This window comes from Vibrio penaeicida (assembly GCF_002933855.1).
Taxonomy (GTDB): Bacteria; Pseudomonadota; Gammaproteobacteria; order Enterobacterales; family Vibrionaceae; genus Vibrio; species Vibrio penaeicida_A.
This window is the reverse complement of sequence record NZ_BFAQ01000057.1, coordinates 15,545-34,778: the sequence shown is the minus strand read 5'-3', so window position 1 is coordinate 34,778 and position 19,234 is coordinate 15,545. Positions and strand designations below refer to the sequence as shown.

The 19,234-nt window shown below is 42.9% G+C and carries 21 protein-coding genes; 6 read left to right on the top strand and 15 right to left on the bottom strand.

Annotation, left to right across the window (positions count from 1 at the left end; translation table 11 throughout):
* Nucleotides 1-61 precede the first annotated feature (61 nt).
* Nucleotides 62-832 (bottom strand): AraC family transcriptional regulator, encoded by a 771-nt coding sequence (locus VPNCDNU1_RS26660; protein ID WP_104403188.1) that lies wholly within the window; start codon nt 830-832, stop codon nt 62-64.
* 34 nt (nt 833-866) lie between these two features.
* Nucleotides 867-1,397 carry a YbhB/YbcL family Raf kinase inhibitor-like protein gene (locus VPNCDNU1_RS26655; RefSeq protein ID WP_104403187.1) on the bottom strand — a complete coding sequence of 177 codons (531 nt, stop codon included), beginning with the start codon at nt 1,395-1,397 and terminating at the stop codon, nt 867-869.
* A 228-nt stretch (nt 1,398-1,625) separates the two neighbouring features.
* Here VPNCDNU1_RS26655 and nfi point away from each other — a divergent pair, with 228 nt between their 5' ends.
* Nucleotides 1,626-2,300, top strand: a complete 675-nt coding sequence (gene nfi / locus VPNCDNU1_RS26650; protein ID WP_104403186.1) for a deoxyribonuclease V — start codon at nt 1,626-1,628, stop codon at nt 2,298-2,300.
* Here nfi and VPNCDNU1_RS26645 read toward each other — a convergent pair.
* On the bottom strand, nt 2,286-2,681 hold the full coding sequence (locus VPNCDNU1_RS26645) for a toxin-antitoxin system YwqK family antitoxin (protein ID WP_167404898.1): 396 nt from the start codon (nt 2,679-2,681) through the stop codon (nt 2,286-2,288). The genes nfi and VPNCDNU1_RS26645 overlap by 15 nt on opposite strands.
* An 18-nt stretch (nt 2,682-2,699) precedes the next feature.
* Nucleotides 2,700-4,463 carry a YwqJ-related putative deaminase gene (locus tag VPNCDNU1_RS26640; RefSeq protein ID WP_104403184.1) on the bottom strand — a complete coding sequence of 588 codons (1,764 nt, stop codon included), beginning with the start codon at nt 4,461-4,463 and terminating at the stop codon, nt 2,700-2,702.
* A gap of 335 nt (nt 4,464-4,798) precedes the next feature.
* On the opposite strand from VPNCDNU1_RS26640, the gene grxB reads away from it, so the two are divergent.
* Complete coding sequence (grxB, locus tag VPNCDNU1_RS26635; RefSeq protein ID WP_104403183.1) at nt 4,799-5,449, top strand: glutaredoxin 2; 651 nt, start codon at nt 4,799-4,801, stop codon at nt 5,447-5,449.
* 114 nt (nt 5,450-5,563) lie between these two features.
* Here grxB and VPNCDNU1_RS26630 read toward each other — a convergent pair whose 3' ends face one another.
* From VPNCDNU1_RS26630 to VPNCDNU1_RS26610, 6 genes are all read right to left on the bottom strand, one after another.
* Nucleotides 5,564-6,679, bottom strand: a complete 1,116-nt coding sequence (locus VPNCDNU1_RS26630) for a hypothetical protein (RefSeq protein WP_104403182.1) — start codon at nt 6,677-6,679, stop codon at nt 5,564-5,566.
* Nucleotides 6,680-6,689: 10 nt separating this feature from the next.
* Complete coding sequence (locus tag VPNCDNU1_RS26625) at nt 6,690-7,400, bottom strand: hypothetical protein (RefSeq protein ID WP_104403181.1); 711 nt, start codon at nt 7,398-7,400, stop codon at nt 6,690-6,692.
* A gap of 45 nt (nt 7,401-7,445) precedes the next feature.
* The gene (locus tag VPNCDNU1_RS29265) at nt 7,446-7,577 is read right to left on the bottom strand and encodes a hypothetical protein (RefSeq protein WP_272897590.1); all 132 of its coding nucleotides are present in this window, start codon (nt 7,575-7,577) and stop codon (nt 7,446-7,448) included.
* Between the two features lie 235 nt (nt 7,578-7,812).
* Nucleotides 7,813-8,022 carry a hypothetical protein gene (locus tag VPNCDNU1_RS26620; RefSeq protein WP_104403180.1) on the bottom strand — a complete coding sequence of 70 codons (210 nt, stop codon included), beginning with the start codon at nt 8,020-8,022 and terminating at the stop codon, nt 7,813-7,815.
* A gap of 419 nt (nt 8,023-8,441) precedes the next feature.
* A complete protein-coding gene (cspE, locus tag VPNCDNU1_RS26615) occupies nt 8,442-8,654 on the bottom strand; it encodes a transcription antiterminator/RNA stability regulator CspE (RefSeq protein ID WP_101110364.1) in 213 nt (70 codons plus the stop codon).
* A 224-nt stretch (nt 8,655-8,878) separates the two neighbouring features.
* A complete protein-coding gene (locus VPNCDNU1_RS26610; RefSeq protein WP_104403179.1) occupies nt 8,879-9,649 on the bottom strand; it encodes a helix-turn-helix domain-containing protein in 771 nt (256 codons plus the stop codon).
* Nucleotides 9,650-9,786: 137 nt separating this feature from the next.
* Between VPNCDNU1_RS26610 and VPNCDNU1_RS26605 the strand changes: the two genes are divergently transcribed.
* Nucleotides 9,787-11,022 carry an MFS transporter gene (locus VPNCDNU1_RS26605; protein ID WP_104403178.1) on the top strand — a complete coding sequence of 412 codons (1,236 nt, stop codon included), beginning with the start codon at nt 9,787-9,789 and terminating at the stop codon, nt 11,020-11,022.
* A 76-nt stretch (nt 11,023-11,098) separates the two neighbouring features.
* On the opposite strand, the gene creD is transcribed toward VPNCDNU1_RS26605, so the two are convergent.
* The 5 genes from creD to pta all read right to left on the bottom strand — a co-directional run bounded on the left by creD (nt 11,099) and on the right by pta (nt 16,627).
* Nucleotides 11,099-12,460 (bottom strand): cell envelope integrity protein CreD, encoded by a 1,362-nt coding sequence (gene creD / locus VPNCDNU1_RS26600; RefSeq protein ID WP_104403177.1) that lies wholly within the window; start codon nt 12,458-12,460, stop codon nt 11,099-11,101.
* Nucleotides 12,461-12,571: 111 nt separating this feature from the next.
* On the bottom strand, nt 12,572-14,044 hold the full coding sequence (gene creC / locus VPNCDNU1_RS26595) for a two-component system sensor histidine kinase CreC (protein WP_104403176.1): 1,473 nt from the start codon (nt 14,042-14,044) through the stop codon (nt 12,572-12,574).
* Nucleotide 14,045: 1 nt separating this feature from the next.
* The gene (locus VPNCDNU1_RS26590) at nt 14,046-14,771 is read right to left on the bottom strand and encodes a response regulator (protein WP_237324232.1); all 726 of its coding nucleotides are present in this window, start codon (nt 14,769-14,771) and stop codon (nt 14,046-14,048) included.
* Between the two features lie 82 nt (nt 14,772-14,853).
* Nucleotides 14,854-15,609, bottom strand: coding sequence for a sulfite exporter TauE/SafE family protein (locus VPNCDNU1_RS26585; protein WP_104403174.1), 756 nt, complete (start codon nt 15,607-15,609; stop codon nt 14,854-14,856).
* 19 nt (nt 15,610-15,628) lie between these two features.
* Nucleotides 15,629-16,627, bottom strand: coding sequence for a phosphate acetyltransferase (gene pta, locus VPNCDNU1_RS26580; protein ID WP_104403173.1), 999 nt, complete (start codon nt 16,625-16,627; stop codon nt 15,629-15,631).
* Nucleotides 16,628-16,799: 172 nt separating this feature from the next.
* Between pta and VPNCDNU1_RS26575 the strand changes: the two genes are divergently transcribed.
* The 3 genes from VPNCDNU1_RS26575 to VPNCDNU1_RS26565 form a co-directional block, all read left to right on the top strand.
* Nucleotides 16,800-17,609 carry an IclR family transcriptional regulator gene (locus VPNCDNU1_RS26575; RefSeq protein WP_104403172.1) on the top strand — a complete coding sequence of 270 codons (810 nt, stop codon included), beginning with the start codon at nt 16,800-16,802 and terminating at the stop codon, nt 17,607-17,609.
* 8 nt (nt 17,610-17,617) lie between these two features.
* Nucleotides 17,618-18,322 carry a UTRA domain-containing protein gene (locus tag VPNCDNU1_RS26570; RefSeq protein WP_104403171.1) on the top strand — a complete coding sequence of 235 codons (705 nt, stop codon included), beginning with the start codon at nt 17,618-17,620 and terminating at the stop codon, nt 18,320-18,322.
* A gap of 3 nt (nt 18,323-18,325) precedes the next feature.
* Nucleotides 18,326-19,234: EamA family transporter (locus VPNCDNU1_RS26565; RefSeq protein WP_104403220.1), on the top strand; the 909-nt coding region annotated here is incomplete at its 3' end.

Sequence of the window (19,234 nt, the reverse complement as noted above, 5' to 3'; positions counted from 1 at the left end):
GAAAGCTCGTTCTTTCAATAGCCAACTCTTAAACCTTCACTCTTTAAAGAACTCTGCCCTATTACAGTGTTTGCAAATACTCTCTTGGCGTAAGCCCAAAAGTCTGTTTGAAGCGACTAGAAAAACGGCTTTCCGATTTATAACCACAGGCTAAGGCTACAGACAGCTGGCTGCGAGTTTTTTGCATCAAACCTAATGCGTAAACCATTCTTACGTTAGTTAGGACTTGTCTAAACGTTGTATTTTCTGCAGCAAGCTTTCGGTTTAGCGTGGCTCGGCTGGTAAAAAAATGCTCGGCAACGGTTTCTATCTTGTAGTCTAACCCTGGGTTGCTACTGAGGTATTGCGCCAGCTTTTCTTTAATCTGGTTCGGCTGCTCAGGAAAAAGCTTATGAAGTTCGCCTGTATTTCTGAGTTCAGCATACATGCCGTACAAAAACTGCCGTTGCGTTTCTTCAGCTAAATTTTTTCCTGTCATTTCAAATAACGTATTGAAGCAGTACTCAAGTTGTGAGGTGGTTTTTATGCGTAGGGCATCGTCATTCGTTTGGGTACTGGATTGCTTTACCCAACTCTCGGGAGGGGGATCTAGCAGAGTAAGTGTTCTGGAATAAAATGGAGTATGTGTGGGTTCATTAACAAATGTTAGGTATTGGCTGGCAGGCGTGACCAGCCAATCTGAAGACGTATAGCGGAGGGTTTCCTCATGCCACCAAAGGCGTTTTTCACCTTGGGCAACCCAAATGATTGTAGGTGCGTAAATCAGCACATTTCTGAGTGGCTGAGATTTCTTTGCATGAAAATGCCCAGCTTGTACCAGAGATTGAGTCATTTGAGTTTGCTCCATACCATGTAATTCAGTTTACTTAACGCACGTAAGTGGCGGTTAAGGTGGCTTTTCCAAGCGATGAACTGTTGAGCATATAACCCACAATGGCATTGGATGCATTGTCTGGTGCCGCAAGTTTTTCTGTTGGCAGTGCCCACACAGTGAATTGGTATCTGTGCATGCCATGTCCTTCTGGAGGGCAAGCACCGCCAAACCCAATCGAACCATAATCATTTTTACGTTCTCTTCCTGCAAATTTAACCTGCGTAGATGCACCGCGATTAATGCTTGTCACTTCAGCGGGAATGTCTGTCGCTACCCAGTGCCACCAACCGCTGCCTGTAGGTGCGTCTGGGTCATAGGCGGTAATTGCAAAGCTCTTGGTGCCTTTTGGGGCGTCTTGCCAGCTTAATACCGGAGAAAGGTTACCGCCTTCACAACCAAAGCCTTTAAATTCGAAAGCTTTATCCATTCGACTTCCTTCCTGAATGTCACTGCTGCTCAGTGTAAACGCCGCGCTATTAAATGAAGCAGCTGCAAGCAAAAGGGCAAGATATTGAGTTTTCATTAGTGTTCTCCTTGTTTAGGGTCGATTGACTCATATTGTCTAAGGAAAACTTTACGTGGATTGAGAGTAGCGCAATGAACATAACGGCTCAAATTTTTAATGAATAAGGTTATTTTGAGAGGTTATGCTATTTGGGAATGAGGCTCACGCGCATTGAATAAAAATCTTTATTGGGCTCTATTTATCGGATAACCTGCCGAAAACTATTAAACCGTCAAAGTGAGATTCATGAAACCAGCTATTATTCACGAGTGGAATATTAGTGAAGCTGAAGCCCTAAGTCTGCAAAAAGAACTTTCAGGTCAAGTAACACATACGGATGATTATAAAGAGATTCGATTTATCGCTGGGGTCGATGTTGCCTATTCTAAAAAAGACGACATGCTCGTTGCTGCCGTCGTTATTTTGGATAGCAAAACTTTAGAAGTGGTAGAAAGTTCAATTTCCGAAGGCTCGGAGCAATTTCCGTATATACCAGGATTGTTTTCTTTTAGAGAGATCCCACCGCTGATTGAAGCTTTTGAAAAACTCAATATTCAACCAGATCTAATTGTATGTGATGGTCAGGGTTACGCTCATCCACGTCGATTCGGACTGGCGTGTCATTTGGGTGTTATTTTTAACAAACCATCGATTGGGTGTGGAAAAACACGTTTAATTGGTACTCACGAAGAGGTTGGAATACACCGAGGTGAAAAGACTTGCTTAACTGATGGGCACGAGATTATTGGAAATGTTCTTCGAACCCAAGATCATATTAACCCTATTTATGTTTCTGTAGGGCATAGAATATCACTGAGTTCAGCTTGTGGCTGGGTTTTGAAGTTATGTCCAAAATATCGGCTTCCCGAGACAACTCGACAAGCCGACCAGTTGGTGAATAAGGTATTATCTAGCAGATAGCTTTCGCATTTTTTCTAGATATTGGTGCAAGTTAGACCCGACCTCTAGTTCCCTTTCTTCAATCAAATGTCCATTTTTGTCCCACTCGATATAGTTGAGCTCGACGCCATGCTCGTAGGTTCCCCGAGATTTACAGGTACTATTTTCATACCACTGTGAGATCAGCATAGAGTTGTTACCGGAACATTGTGTCCACTCTTTCGAAAGCTGACCATTTTCATGCCATTCTTTACACTTTCCCTCAAGGAAGCCATTCACATAGGAATGTTCTTCTTTTAGAGTGCCATTTGAGTAGGTTGAAAAAACAACGCCAGTGAACAAACCACCATTGTAAATAAGAGCATCATCTTCGAATTCTAACTCTTCTTCGGTTACACGCATAATCATCGAGCTCCTATTTTAATCTACGTACTGTACATCACCTAGAATCCACTTACAGTGTATACACGGCGGTTTTATTTCCCCAACAAAACCTTTCTTTTGTGTTTCCATTGTAAATACAGCGAAGTCATCTAGAGTCGCATTTGGTCTTTGATTGAGAAGATCATTAACAGCGTAGACCTCAGCATGAGAGCCTTTTCCTTTTGAGAAAGCATACTCTTCAAGATCAGCATCAGGGATGTTGAATCTTCTATCCAAAATGTTGTGTAAGTTTGAAGGTTGAGTGCCTTCAAAGTTATTAATATAAGGTTTGGATATCGTACCTGATTCGAGATCTTGTGCGACAGATACTACCGGACCAATTTTTCTTTTCCCAAGTTTATCAACATCTTTTAGTTGCTTTAAATGGCTTCTGGCGATGCTCTTAAGGTTGTTAGCTTGCTCTGAGGTAAAGGTAAGGTTGGGTTGCGGTTTAGGCTCACCAATTGCACTAAATACCTTTCCATTTCGGCCCAGCATTTCTGGTTGTGTTTTTGCATCGTCAAACAGTCTGTATACCCCGTTTCCTCCGTTTTCTTGGAATACAGGAACAGCTTGCCCATTATGTTCCGCTAGGAATACGTGATCTCGACGTATGAGGTTAGAGCGAACACGGTTACCATTCACATCCGCAAGTCTCTTAAATCCTTTGTACTCTTGATCTGTGACGATAAAACGACGCCCATCATGTTCAATGATTGCTCCAGCCTCTTCAGTAAAGCCCCTAGTGATTGCTCCATGCTGTGCATCAGCAAGCAACTCTAATTCACCCGAATACTGACCTGCTTGAGTGGCGGCAGTGGCTACTTCGTTGAAGTTCTTGATGTTGAAGACGTTTGTGCGATGAAGCCTCTTGGCAACGTTAAGTATATGCCTTGACTCTGCGAATCTTGCACTCCCTTGAACTTCGGTATCGATCAGACCGCGCATTCTGATCCTAAGGTCAACTTTTTTAGTAATGGCGTTGTATTCGCCAAGTTCGAAATTAGTTGCCCAACGACCAGTTAGTGCTCTAACTTCATTACCTACAACACCAGCAGGGTTGAAGCCTGCGTTAATGTTTGACCAACCAACGTACCCGCTTCCACTTTGAATTTCTTGCTGTAGCACTGAGTTAAACTCAGCCTCCCAAGTTGCAAAGACTTGTTTCATCGCTTCGCCGGCATTTTCTGCAATTGGGTAGAGTTCACTTCCTTCTACAAGCGCCATTGTTTCTACAATAGGAATATTGATAGCGTGCAGGATTTCTTCAGAGGCTGCGCCTTCTTCAATAGCTGTAATTTCTGGAAGCTGAGTGAAAATAGTAGCATCGGATGCTTCTAGTAAAGCAATGCCTCCTGATTGATGTAATGTTGCAATAGCCGCAGTTTCTTCCGCAGCAAAGAGTGCGGCAGCATCCGTTCCTAGCGCTTGTGCAGCGACAGAAACCGTTGCCCCACTTGGCAATGTGATATTTTTTCGAGCAAGATTTCTGCGAGCGATATTGACTACACGTGTTGACCGATGCCATGACAGTGGGCGGACTAACGTTGTTAATGGTCGAATTGCACGACCTATTGTCCAAAGTGCTCCAATCGCGGCACGTTTCTCGCGTGAAGCTCTTTCTGCGCCATTAGCAAGCTCAAGGTTGATGTCGGTATTAGTTATTGCGAGACTTTCGGCAGTCGAAAGAGGAGCGAATGCCATTAAGCTGCTGCTTACAGCAGCGCATAACAGGGCTTGTTTAAACTTGATGTCTTTCATTTCTTGTCACCTAATTTTTTTGATTTAATCACTCTGAACATTCGGAGGCTTGATGTTTTTGAACTTAAAATAAATAAATTAAAATATTTTGTAGTTCATTTTATAAAATCAACTATATTCGCTTGTGTATCAATAAGGCTCTGTGGTGCGTACCTTAAATACTGAATTGATGTTTGGGTTTGATTGTTCATGACATTGAGAGTGTGAATTGTCTTCCAGCAAATTTTTTGTCGGTATTGAGTTTTTTATTTCAACAAAAAACGAAATTGGTGAACTAGAGAAATTGCTTTGGTTTGGTAAACTGGCTGTGAAAACCAGCCTCTTAAGGAGAAGAAATGAAGCTGTTTGTATTTGAACATTGTCCGTATTGCATTAAAGCAATGATGGTCGCTGGCTTGAAAGGTCTTGACGTTGAAGAAGTGTTTTTGCAAAACGATGACGTTGATGCCCGTATTGAAAAAGTGGGTGCGAACATGGTGCCGATTCTTCAAAAGCCCGATGGTAGTTATATGGCAGAAAGTTTGGATATCGCGAAATATTTGGATGCGTCAGATGGTTCTCCAGTTGTTACCGAAGGTGAATTTGGTGACAAAATTAGTGAGATATTAGCGCAATCGTTTGAGTTTAGTGGTCCTTTGCTTTACCCGCGTTGGTTGATGATTGAGTTACCAGAGTACGGCAGTGAAGCAGCTAAAACGTGGTTTACCAAAAACAAATCCGCCATGATAGGGATGAGTTTTGAAGAAGCCTTCTCTAAGTCTGATGAATACTTACCAAAAATGAATGCGTTGCTTGAAAAGCTGGATTGGCTGACATTGCCTTCAGAGCGAGGCAATACCATCAGTTACGACGATGTGAACTTATATCCTCATCTACGTAATCTAACGGTTGTGAAAGGTATTCAGTTCCCTCAGCGCGTTCGACAATACATAGATGAAGTCACTGCGCTTACTAAGATCCGCTTGTTCGATTCAGTTGCGGTGTAGGTAATCCCATATTCAAAGCTTTAGTTAATTCAACTCAATAACAGAAAAATCCCGATTCACTCGGGATTTTTTGTTTTTGGATGGTCGCTATTCTAAGAGAGGATATGTTTACCGTTATTGACACCCATCGGAGCCACAAACCATGCTTTCAATGATGTCTGGATTACTGAAATAACCCGTATGACTTTTATACATATTCGTCACAATGCCAAACCAAGTACTTGCATTACTCACTTTTACGTTGTGTACAGTAACCCTGCCATCACCTGTATTTTTTTTATTTGATATTGCATTGCCGTAGTTACTCACAGGGTAACTCAATAAATCGCTCGGGTCGGTGTACGCGACGACGTTAATTCTTCGAAAACTCTTTTGTTCTGTTCCTATCGAATCTGACAAGGCAGCGACCAAGCTATTTGAGTACAGCTCTGCTTGAACCGTTTCAGTGCTTTTATTTACTTTTATTGGTTTGCAATTGTTCAGGGGGCTTAAGAGTGGAATTTGGTTCGATGCCATAAAAACGGTTGATGACTGAGCAATGAGTGACTGAGTTGCAGACTGGTTTTTAGTGTAATCAGAGTGCTGATGAGGATGTGGGGAACACATCAGGACATCCCTGAGCACCTTGCTTCCCAAGCTCGATGAAATAAAGAAGATTCGGTTTTTGATGGTGTCGGATTCTGGATTCATCTCTTGAACTTTATCCATCGATTTCGCGAGGTATTCTCGGATTTTTATGCCCTTAGATCCAGCGTATGTAGTGACATCCGAAAGGCAACCAGACACCAAACTGTCTTTGATTTTTTTATTCACAATGGCTGCTCTACCTTGGATTTCCAGCTCTCCAGACTTTCGAATTTGATTCCAGTCGGAATAATGGTATGCGTACAATTTCATTTCCGATTGGTCATCACTTACTGTGTATTCTCTAAGATAAGGAAAACCGCTGGATGTACCGCCATTGGGGAAGTAGTAGCCCAAGTCATTTTCTACAATAGGACCGTTGTACCCAGCCTTTTTTACTATGTTTTCAACAGGCTCTCTGGCCCAATTTGATGGTTTCTCACACATGCCATGAACCATAACAACAATAGTCCGATAAATAATATTGTTCGTCTTGTCCGTCTTTAATCCTTCAAACGTGGCTGTCTCCTCCATTTCAGGAGGGGAATAAGGGGTAGTACAAGCGGTTATAACTAAGCAGATGGCGATTAAAAAATAATGTTTCATTCTGATTTCCCTATTCTTTTACATCCAGTATTTCTTTAAGTTTTTCGGATAACTTTTCTTTGCTGTCATCTTTTTTATTTTCAAGCGCTTCAGCCAGCTTTTCCAATGCTTTGGCTGAGATCGATTTATCTATTACGGTTAAAGTCAGCGTTATTTTATGAGTCTGAGTAAATACTCGATCTACATCTTTAGGCGGTCTAATACCTGACAATTCGCCGAAAGAAATCTGGTTGCTGGATATCGTTGTTGGGATGTCCAAAGTCGCAACTTCACCGTCAAAAATGGTGTTGATAGAGATGGACTCTTTACTGCGTGTATACGTTACCCAGTTCAAATTCAAAGTAGCAGCACCTTTGAAGGCTTTTGCTGGGTCCTCTTTGTTCTTAACTAGGTGATGCCATTGATAGGGAAGGGCATTAAATGTTTCGTCAGCTAAAGAATGACTGTTAACGGACGCCTTATAGAAGATTGGCGATGTTGTTAAAGTGATCGGTATTATTAATTTAGAGGCAGTGTTAGCGGAGCTTAGCTGAATCGACATAGGGAAAGTGAGTTCTTCAATTTTTGCTACTTTCTTCGTGGATTCATCCTTGCCTTTCCGTTCTTTTAAGTCACATTGAACAAGGTACTCACCTTTATAAACCTGAACTTTTTTCTTCAGTTCCTTTTCTAATTGCTTATCTACAGCATCGACTAAAAAGCTGGCGACTTGATCAATCAAAAAAGTTTGTATTAGCGATTCTGGAATAAAGTTGCTGCCCTGCTCCTAGCAGAATGAAGGTAAAGGAGCGGTATTTGTAAACTCCATATCTATGTTTTTAGATTCAATCAATGCGGTACTGGTACAGCCAACACCCAGTATCGCGCAAGATGCGATAAGTGTTTGGTATATATTCATTGACTTTCACCTTTTTGAATTCGTTAAACATTATGCATAGGCACAAATTTAATAAGGAGATTAATGTCAAATAATTGTTATTTTTTTGTTAAAATTAGATTGGTTTGTTCTGATGGTAAGTCGTTTTATGAATGGTAAATGGTGAATCACATGATACGGGCGGCTGTATCAATGTGTTCAACAAGTATGCTCTGAATGGAGAGCGAAAGATAATCAGTAAGTGGCGGCTGATAATCTAGAAGCTGACGTGAAAATCGCCAATAATTTGGTTACTCGCGTTGGCAATGGTGCCTTTACTGGTGTGTTCATCGTATGCAAACTGCAGGTTTAAATCAGATACCTTGCCTTGAGTTAGAACATTGCGCAGCAAAATATCGCTATTCATTTGATGGGTCGTGACTCCCCACTGAGTGTTATTTTTAAAAATATTGAATTCTATTCTCATTTATTTCCTCTTCGAGAGTTGGATTTTTCTGTTTTGTTTCGGCATTTCTGAAACCAGAAACGGTGTCGACCAATCGATTTAGACATGGTTTTTCCTTTTTTCTATTCACTAGGGTCTTTTGACCTGTAGCAGTTAAATTTTGTTCAAGCTAAAATTTGCTGAACGTTCGAATGCGCGTAAACGCATACCAATACCTTCATTAAAGTATTCGAATGTTTCACTTTGATGTTACTTAGGTATATTAAGACTGTATGTTTCTAAAATAGTTCTATGACACGATCATCATAATGATGGATGCGTTAAAACACAGGAAGAAATTGAAGTAGTAACAAAGAAGGTTGTATAGCTGAAGCGGTGATGCGAGGTAGAGCCGAAGGGCTAAACGAGCAAGCCGCTAAGCTTGCTCGTAAAAGCATAACTTACGCAGGAACTACGTTAGCAGCCTGAAGACCTTTTTGGCCTTGCTCTACTTCAAAAGTCACTTTCTGACCTTCGTTAAGAGTTTTGAAACCTTCAGAAGCGATAGCACGGAAGTGAACGAATACGTCAGCACCGCCGTTATCTTGAGAAATGAAACCGAAACCTTTCTCTTCGTTAAACCACTTTACAGAACCAGTTACTTTGTTAGACATGGAATGCCCCTTAAATATATTGAATTAAATAGGTTCGCTATAAGCGAATGCACTGAAAGCCGGAATTATTTAATTTGACGATGAAGCTAAGGGTGTAACAGAGGGTTCAACAGTTACGAAGGAATTCTGAAGACTTGCTTTGACTTAATGTTTTTTTTAAATAACTCTATGTGACAGAGCGCACGTAATATTACATCAGAGAGAGGCGTTGTAAAGGTTTATTTTCAATAAAATGCTTTTATTTTTGGGATTTTGGGCATTTCCCCGTGAAAAGCGCCTTGTGCACCCATAAAGCCAAAAGTGTATGGGCTCACTTTTAACCCTTCTCGTTCCTTTAGGTTCTGGCTTTCTCGTAGTTTGTTAAACATCCACTCTTCTAGCTTGAGTGAAACTTCAGCAAACTCTTCTTTTGTTAACTCTGCCTTAAGGCTGATAAGGAAAGCCTGATCGTCCTCCAACGGTATATCCACCACTCTTTCTTTTAGTCCATTGAGTACTTGGTGAGTAAAGAAACTAGAAAATTTTGCTCCTTTCTCAAAAGCGGTATGTGCGGGAACAAGAACCTTGCAGTTGTTGTTTGCTTGTAACTCAATGAATTTGAAATTTTCGAGCTTTCTTAAGTATTGATATAGAGACGCATCATCCAGTTCGTGGCGTTGCCCTATCTCCTCAGGAGAATTGTTCTCAGATAACTCTGTCCAAAAAGTAAATAAAGCAGGGCAATCGCAAAATGCTAAATCTTGCTCAGATGTAAAAAGGGGGATGGAGAAAGCATTGCGCTCGGCTTCAGCAAGAATTTTCGATAGAGGAAAATTCACTAACTGGCTAATCGTCATCATCCGTTGCATTGATAGAGGCTGTATGTTGTTTAACAGCCTTTTTACACTGACTTCAGATATGTTCAACTCATTCGCAAGTGCTTTGTAGGAAATATGATTACTTTTTAATTCTCTTTTCAAGATGGCGCATGTTTCTTGAAGTAAACGGGTATCCATTCTTGTTCTTCCTATTTACGGCTTAAGTCACCTTACCTGATACATAAGGTATCATAAAAGTATCCATTTAATAGTCTTGTTGAAACTAAGGGTCGTTATGAGATTCTTTAACGTTATTTTTGACGTGGGATGGTTAAATGAACAAAAGGGAGCTCACGATACGATTCGGTATCCAGCAGGGTTTGCATTGGTTGATTATGGGGATCATGATCCCTGTGATTACGCTTATTTTCCAATCTCGGGGGCTAAACTTATTTGACATTGGTTTAGTGATGGCGGTTTGGATTGGCAGTACCGCTTTGTTGGAAATCCCAATGGGAGGCTTAGCAGATAAATATGGTAAGAGACGCACATACCTAGTTTCACTATTTACGAATATGGTGGGTTGTATTGTGCTTTTGGTGTCTTATGATTTTTCATTCCTGCTAATGTCATCTTTTATTTTAGGCGCTTCTCGTGCCCTATATTCAGGCACTCTCGATGCATTATTTTATGAATCCTTTCAGCATCAAGTTGGTGATGGCACCTTTCATTCGGCATTAGCAAAAGTGAACGTGATGATTACGTTTGGACTTGCAATTGGGTCTCTAATTGGCGGGGTGCTACCCGATGTTATAAATAATTTAGGAGCTGGTTTTCCTAGCGTTTATGATTTGAATATTTTGACTGTGATCATAGGTAACGTGTTGCTACTGGCAGGTACTATATGGGTAATACCTAACCAAAAACGAGGGACAAGTACTGATCCATCAATTTTCGTCAGTTCAGCTAAAAGCATCCTCCGAACAATACAATGCGCTTTTACACATTGTGTTATCAAGCGATTGATGCAAACCACTTTAGTACTAGGCATGGTGCTGAGTGCCGCTGAGAATCACTGGCAGCCTTATCTCGCACGTATTATTGAAGATACAGGGTATGGAATCACCATGTTTGGTATGGTGTCTTCTTTGTATTTCTTGATGTCCGCTGTCGCTTCACTTTGCTCTATAACATTGTTGACTTGGTTTAATGGGTCGCATCGAATGCTGATGTTGGTCACGCGATGTATGGCTGGTGTACTCTTCTTTTTACTTGCGCATACCACATCGTTTTTAGCCTTTTTAGTGTGTTATTTGGGCTTTTTCTTCCTTTTCACTTTGGGAAACAATTCAGAAAGTGTTTTGCTAAACGACAATACCAGCGAAGAAGTGCGTTCTACAATGCTGTCGGTGAGCTCGTTCGTTGTAACGATTGGTGGGGTACTGTCCTCCTTAGTGTTTGGCTTTATATCAGAACATTACGGTATACCTCTAAGCTGGCAGCTATCCGGCATATTGCTTGTGGTTTCTTCATTTGTACTTTTATTTATACCAAGGAGTAACATTGGCTAAAACAAAGATCGGATAAACGGACTCGTAGGTTTGATGGAGCCGCTAATGCTGCGGCTCTTGTTTGGTTTGAATCGGGTTACTGTTTACCGTCTTCGAAATCAGCATCATGGTTGGATTCAGGCTGTGCATTTGCGGCTTTTGCACTTCGTTCATACCAATTGACATGTCGAGTCATCACCATAACCAAACTTAAGACGACAAAGCACAATAGTGTTCCCATCAGTAGGGCATAGCTTTCTGCTTGCAGCAGCCCAAACAACAACCCGTACAGAATGAGCAAACTGATGCCAAAGATACTGCCATGCTTACGGTTGTTCAGCATACCGCCCACGTACACGCTTAATAAGGCAGTAGAGGCAATGGCAGACACTAAGTATGCTAAGTTGAAGCCAGTGTGTTCGCTAAGGGAAATTAGCAACAAATAGAAAAGCGCCAGAGCAAGACCCACAAAACCGTACTGGATAGGGTGAATAGGGCGCGCTTGGAACAGTTCTAACAAGAAGAAGCTTGCGAATATAAGGGTAATGACCAACAGAGAATAGTTTACTGCGCGATGGGATTTAAGATAATGGTCGACAGGATCAATCAAGTCCACACCCATTTGCCTGCCGTTAAGTTCGTAACATTCGGTATTGTCTGACATGCATTTATCAAACAGTTGGGTAATGTTGGTTGAAAAGTTGTTGGTTGCCCATTTAGCGCTGAAGCCGGTTTCTTGGATATCGGAAGAAGTAGGTAAATAATCGCCAATAAAACTCGGGTGAGGCCAGCTAGAGGAAAGCTTAACACTGGTATTGTTGCCAATCGGGGTGATTTGTAGATTACCCATACCTTGTAGCAAGAAGTTCAAATCAAATGTTAGCGGCTTAGATGTATCTAAAGTATCGATGTCCAGTTTGCTGTGGAAACCTTGTGTCATTTGGTTCATCCCAGTACCTGGTTCAACTTCGATGGATTGTCCACCTAGTGATAACTCCCCTAAGTTGATTAACCCTCTGCTGTCACTGATGCCCACCACCATGCTGATCTTATCTATTGTGAATTCGCTCAAATCATCCAGCGAAGAGAGATCAAACTCCCCATTGAGGTCGGTCTGCGCTTGATAAAGGCGAGCTTTATAGATCCCTCTGTATTTCTCGAAACTTTCAAGATGGGAGGTCAGGTTAAAGTTATCGGGTAAAATGAAGGCCTGACGTTCGATCATGAATTCTTTGTCTTTGCTTGTGACGGTTTCTGTGTACTGAATATTAATGAAAGGCCCCATGATGCGCTGTTCACCGCTGCTGCTTCGAGCGATGTCTTGCTGAACTTCCTGCTGTCTGTAGGAACGTTCAGAAATAAGATCGTCAATCATGGACACTGGAATCTGCAGTAGCAGAAACAAAAACAGCACAAAGCCAAACTTTATGCCGAGTTGGTTGTTCATAAATTTTTTCATTTCACTCTCCTTAAACGTTATTCTCACTCTAAAACAGCAATTTGGAAAGTGAATGGAGGTTATGTGGAGTTTTTATGGAGTTGCTAATGCCATTGTGGGTTAAAAACGCTTTTATGGGGTTGGAAACTGCAGTGTGACTTTGACCCCGCCTTCGACGTTGTTTACCTTCAGTGTACCATTATGTAACTTGGCGACTTGCTCAACGAAGTTAAGCCCCAACCCCGTACTTTTCACGCCATTTCCCCTGGGCAGAGAGTAGAATCGCTCGGTAATTCTTTCCAGCGCGTAGTCAGGAATATGCGGTCCTGTATTGAACACCGTAAGCGTCGCATTTCCATTTTTGTAGGAAATACTCCAATGAATACTGCCCTGTTCATAGACAAAGTCGAGGGCGTTTTCCATTAAGTTAAATAAGGCCTGTTTCAACAAGAAACTGTCACCGTATACGGTTAACTTACTGTCCGAAGCGCTTAGTTCACTCCCGTTTATCTCACACGATGCCGATTTTTTACTGAGCTTGGCGTCTGAGGCGTGCACAATTTCTTCCAGCATGGTGAGTAGCTGAAGTGGCTGCGTATTTTCCAATTGAGGCATTTTTTCCAGCCGAGCTAACTCCAGCAGTTTATCGATAAGCAATTGCATTCGGTTGCTTTCGCGTTCTATGTTGCCAGCGAAACGGGTTATTTTTTCTTCGGGTAGAGGCATCTGCAAAATTTCGCTCGCGCCTTTAATAGCAGAGATTGGGCTTTTGAGTTCGTGGGTGAGTGTTTGAACATACTCCTCAACGTAGTGTTTTCCGTCGAGTTGATTACGCATTTTTTCCAGCGCATTACTTAGCGTGCCGTATTCATAAAAGATTCGAAAAGTCGGCTTGGTGACTTTTTCTCCGCGCCCCATTTTTTCTGCGTAATCTTCGAGTTTATGTAGGGCAGAGTGAATGCGCCAAGCGATGAGCGCACCGGCCAGCAAAACCAGCCCTGTCATCCACATCATCCAGAATAAGACATTTCGTTTTGAAAGGTCGATAAAAGGCTGAACACTGCGATTGGCTTTCGCTACCGTAACGCTGCCGATAATTTCTCCCTGATGGTAGATGGGAGCGGCGACGTGCATAACCGTAGATAAAGGGTCTTCGGGGTTTGCTGTTGTACTGCGAGCCCCATATTTTCCGCGCAACGTTAAGTACACATCATTCCACTGAGAGTAATCTTTGCCAACATCTTGTTGCCAAGAATCGGCGATAACGATGCCATTTTTATCGGTGATATAGATTCGATGATTAATGACTTTTTTGCCGATTTCCCAGATTCTCGCTTCAGGCTCTCGCTTACCATAAGCAGTCAGTAAATTGGCAAATCGACTTTGCGCCATCTCGCCGTTCGCCACTTCTTCTTCCGCCAGCACGGCAAGTAAATTCGCCATGTCGACTAACGTTTCTTCTGTCGCTTGGCGCACGGTCGGTTTGAGTTCTTGAATGACTGTTTGGCTAACGATGTAGGCTGTCATGCCCACCAACACAAAGTAGAGGAAGAACAGACGAATCCCGAGGGGGATTTTAGGCCAATTGGACGTTTTATCGGTCATGTTAAGCCTTACAACGGTTTGAGTTCTGAGCGCAATAGTAGTATCCGAACCCTCGTTTTGTGCAAATTCTATCCGCCATGCCAAAGGGTTTGAGTTTGTTGCGAATGGCTTTAATGTGAGAATCGATATTACGTTCGTAGATGGAACCTGGCGTCATATCGGCAGCGATCATGAGTTGTTCTCGGCTAAGTACGTTGGTCGATACATCAATCAATTTGTGAAGAATTTTGAATTCCACAGCGGTTAGCCCTAGGTTTTGGTTGCCCACACGGTAATCAAAATTCTCGGGGTATAAGTCTTGGGTGTTCTCGACCGATTTTTCCGCTTCAGATGGGGGTGAAACTAATGGGCGAGACTTAATACGAAGCTTGATTCTTGCAAGCATTTCACGTGGGCTAAAAGGTTTGGTGACGTAATCATCAGCCCCGATTTCTAGTCCAACAACTCGGTCTATTTCGTCATGTCTGGCGGTTAAAAAGATGATAGGAATCGCGGAAAAATCCCGAATGGTTTTACATAACTCAAAGCCATTTCCATCCGGTAGCCCCACATCCAGAACCAATAAATCAGGGTTTTGCGCTTTTAAGTGTGCAAGCCCTTCGCCAGCGGTTGAAAACCAGTCCACTTGATAACCGTCCATTTCCAAAACGTGGATTAAATTTTCAGCAATTGCAGGTTCATCTTCAATGATCAGAATATTCAAAATTCGGCTCGATTCAGGTTTTATATCACGCAATTATACCAGCCAAAAGTAAAGCATGGGGCTGGTGTGTTAGCTGCAGTCACATATCAGTGTTCAATTAGATGAGTCACTTGGGGAGCATGTCTATAAAGAACGGCACCATCAAACGCATGGCGATCAGAAACAGCACAATAGAAATCCCTTTTCTCATGGTATTGGGGGCGATATTCGTTGGATATTTCTGGGTTAAGTAGGTCACAAGCATCACTAAAGGAATCGCTGCGGCTGAAATGGTCAGAATTTCAGGGGTGAGCTGGTTTTCCCATGCAAGAATCACCGTTCGAGAAACCGAGCTGCAAAGAAAGGTGGAAAGCAACAGCGCGCGAATATGCTCCATTGCCATAGGTTGGCGATAAAAGTGATAGACAAGTGGAGGACCACCCAGCCCGAACATTCCGCTACAGAGCCCAGAAGTAAAACCTGCGACGGAGAAACTACGAAAACGGGACAGTTCTTTCTTCGCAGCTGCACGCCAAAATAAACTGATGGCGCTATACAAGATGATGCAACCCAACAAAAATTCCAAGGTACTTATCGCTTCACCACTGAGATGATTCAAACCCAGTAGACCAACATAAACACCGGGAATAACCCCTAGAATAGTAAATGCCCACTTTCGCCAAGGGGTTTGGCGACCAATACCTTTCAAGGCTACTAGGCAATTTGCAATGGTAATCAAACTGATGATGGCAGCGACAACAGGTAAATTGTAGAGCTGAAAGGCGCTGGTCAAACCGATAATGATTATGGCGATACCAAACCCTGCTACAGTTTGGAAATACGTGCCAATGGCGATAATAACGAGTAACAGGATCAATTCCATTCGTAATAGGTAACCTCAATTAAGTATGTTGAGCTTGCACAACCGTTGTGGCGATGACATGGAATATATCGTCTTCGCTGCATCCTCGGGATAAATCGTTGGCTGGTTTTGCCAGTCCTTGTAATAGAGGTCCTATGGCTTTTGCACCACTGAGCCTTTCTGCCAGTTTATAGCCGATATTACCCGCTTCTAGATTAGGGAAAACGAGTACGTTGGCGTTGCCTTTTACGGTTGAATTTGGTGACTTCTTGTTGGCGACTTCAGCGACGATAGCGGCATCGAATTGCACGTCTTCATCAATTGCCAATTCAGGTCGTTGATATTTTACTCTTTTTGACGCATTTATCACTTTGTCTACCGAAGAATGTTGCGCACTTCCATTTGTTGAGAATGAAAGCATTGCGACTCTCGGTTCAACATTCAGGAGTTGTTGTGCGCTATTGGCTGCTGTGATCGCAATATTGGCAAGTTGTTCTTCGTTTGGATCCACCACCAAGCCGCAGTCTGTAAATATGAGTGGTCCTTTATGCTGGTGGAAGGGTTCACATAGCATCATGATGAAAAAGCTCGACACGAGCGGGAATGCTTTGTTGGTGCCAATTAACTGAATGGCATTGCGAACCACATCCGCTGTGGTGTACACCGAGCCCGCAACCAATCCATCGGCGTAACCCTCTCGCACAAGCATGGCTGCAAAAACCAATGGTTGCTGAATTAATGCTTCGGCATCTTTTTGGCTGATACCTTTGCATTTCCTTATCTCATATAAAGCTTGGCTTAGCGGCTTGGTAAGTGGGCTCTCGTCAATACAAAGCAAGGTCAACCCAGACAACGATAGCCCTTGTGCCAAGGCTTGAGCTTCGAGATCTTTATTACTACCCACCAGTATGATCTCAGCTACACCTTGCTGTTGAGCCTTCACACTGGCGTTGAGGATGCGTCGATCTTGTGCTTCACACAACACGATCTTTTTTGGTTTTTTTTTTGCGGATTCGATGATCTTTTCAATTGCTTTCATAATGATTAAGTTCCATTTATCGATACAATTTGTTCCGTAAATTGTATTTATGTAACAATGCTAACGATTGATGCCCCATAGATCAATCTAAAATCCGCTATGTGGTATAAATCATATTGCTTTCTTGCTATAAGTGGTCACGTGAGCAGTTGAACAAGAAAATCGGAGAGATATGGACAGCCAGTCACCCACTCAGCCTCCTAAAGTGGAGGGTGATACGCCCACCTTGCGCCTTTTTGCTTTACTCGAAGTGATCGCGGAAAAGGACGAATTTTTCTCATTACAAAGCCTTGTCGAAGAAACGGGTTTGCCGAAACCCACATTACACCGAATGCTTCAGCAGTTAGAGAGTGCTGGTATTGTGCAGCGTGACCATGATGACAGGCATTACAGCACCGGAATACGGCTACGCCGTTTTGCCGAAAAGTTGCTACTGAATAGTACGATTCACAGTGCAAGACATGCCGTATTACTGCAATTGCAAAATGAAGTGGGAGAAAGCTGTAACCTTACGGCGCTTTCTGGCGGCGAGATTGTCTATGTTGATCGCGTAGAAACCCAAGCCCCACTTCGCTTTTATTTGCACCCGGGTTCACGTGTGCCTGTGCATTGCAGTGCGACGGGTAAGCTTTTCCTCGCCAATATGAATGCTAAGCAACGTCGACGTGTACTCTCAACCACCGAGTTAGAACGTTACACCCAGCATACGAAAACCAACATTGAAGATTTGGAAGAAGAACTCGACCTAGTTAAGAACAATGGTTACGCGATAGATAATGAAGAATTTTTGCCAGGTCTATTCTGTGTTGCTGTGTTAGTGCCCTCAAAACGTGGACGTTCTAATCTTGGTATCGCTATACAAGCGCCGATTATTCGCCTAAAACCAGAACAAGCCCTGCATTTTCTTCCTGCTTTGCAGCGCGCAGCCAATGCATTGGCCAAAATAGAAGAGGAAGAAGATGAACGGTTGTCTGACAAATAGGTGAATGGGTGCAATACGTAGAGATCAAAATCGCAGTTGAAGAACAGATTGAATCGGGGCTATTACCTCCGGGGCAGAAATTACCACCGGAACGCAAATTAGCTGAGTCATTTAACACGACTCGGGTAACACTGCGAGAAGCGCTATCGTTGCTTGAGATAGAAGGGAAAATCTACCGAGAAGACAGGCGAGGGTGGTTTATCTCGCCTCCGCCATTAAGCTACGATCCGGGTAAAGACTTTAGTTTTACGGCATTAGCGACGGCGAATGAAAGAAAGCCTAGAACCGAAGTTCTCACATCGAAAACCATTTTGGCGACCAAATACGCTTCTCAGATTTTGGATCTCCAACCTTTCTCTGACGTGCACAAAATCGAGAGGCTTCGTTACCTCGATGAACGCCCCGTCATGCATGTGACTCACTATGTTCAGCCCGATTACGCGCCGAGTTTACTGGATCACGATCTTACCCTTTCTTTAAGTGGTATCTGCGCAAGTGAATTCGGTATTCTCCCTGCATCTACTCAAATTCGGCTGCGAACCACCTCTTTGCTTGGAGACATTGCGCAGTCTTTGCGCGCAACACCAGGTGCTCCAGCCATGGTGATTGAGCGCTCTAGCCTAGACAGTTCCGGTGCCATCATTGATTGTCGCATCGAATATTGGCGACATGATGCGATCAGCATTGAATCGAGTGTGGAGCTGAAAAAATAATCTATGTCATTGTTTGCTATTGCTTTAGTGATTTTCTCAGCGTTGTTGCACGCGAGTTGGAATATCATTGGCAAATCTAAGCAAGGTGCTGGTGGTTCGTTTTTTCTTGCTTCGGCGTATGCGCCAACTCTTATCCTAGCCCCTTATACTTTTTGGTTTCTCTCTTCCCCCGAGATTTCATTGCCTTCCCAATTTTGGCTTTGGGTATGCGTGAGTGCGGTATTTCAAGCTGTTTACATGCTTGGGCTAGCGTACGCGTACCAGCGTGCCGATGTTGGCGTGATTTACCCTATCGCGAGAGCCATGCCAGTATTGATGGTCGGTTTGGGCACGGTATTGTTAGGGCAGACATTGAGTGATGTCCAATGGATTGGCTTCACCCTAATTACGGTTGGTTGCTTGTTTGTTCCGTTAGTGAAATTCAGCCAGTTTAGGCTCTCTGACTACATGAATGGGGGAGTAGCTTGGGCACTGGTAGCTGCCGTCGGTACAACGGGGTATTCCATTCTAGATAAAGTCGCGATAGACATTCTCACCAGTGAAGTGAAGGATGTTTATAGCGCGCAACAGGTGGCTATTTTCTATTTGGGTGTTCAGTTTGCATTTATGGCCGTGACATTAACCCTGACCTTTGCTTTTACGAAACAATGGCATGTCTTTAGACGAGGTTGGGAAATGAAAAAATCCGCCACCGTCGCAGGCATAATGATGGGCGTAACGTACACCTTAGTTTTGTATGCCATGACGCTAACTGAAAACGTCAGCTTAGTGGTTGCTTTACGCCAGACCAGCATTATATTTGGTCTTTTACTGGGTATTATTTTCTTGAAAGAAAAGTGGCTGTATACAAGAGGTGTCGGGGTGGTGTGTATTGTCGTTGGACTTGTCTTGGCACTTATACCAATCGTAGTA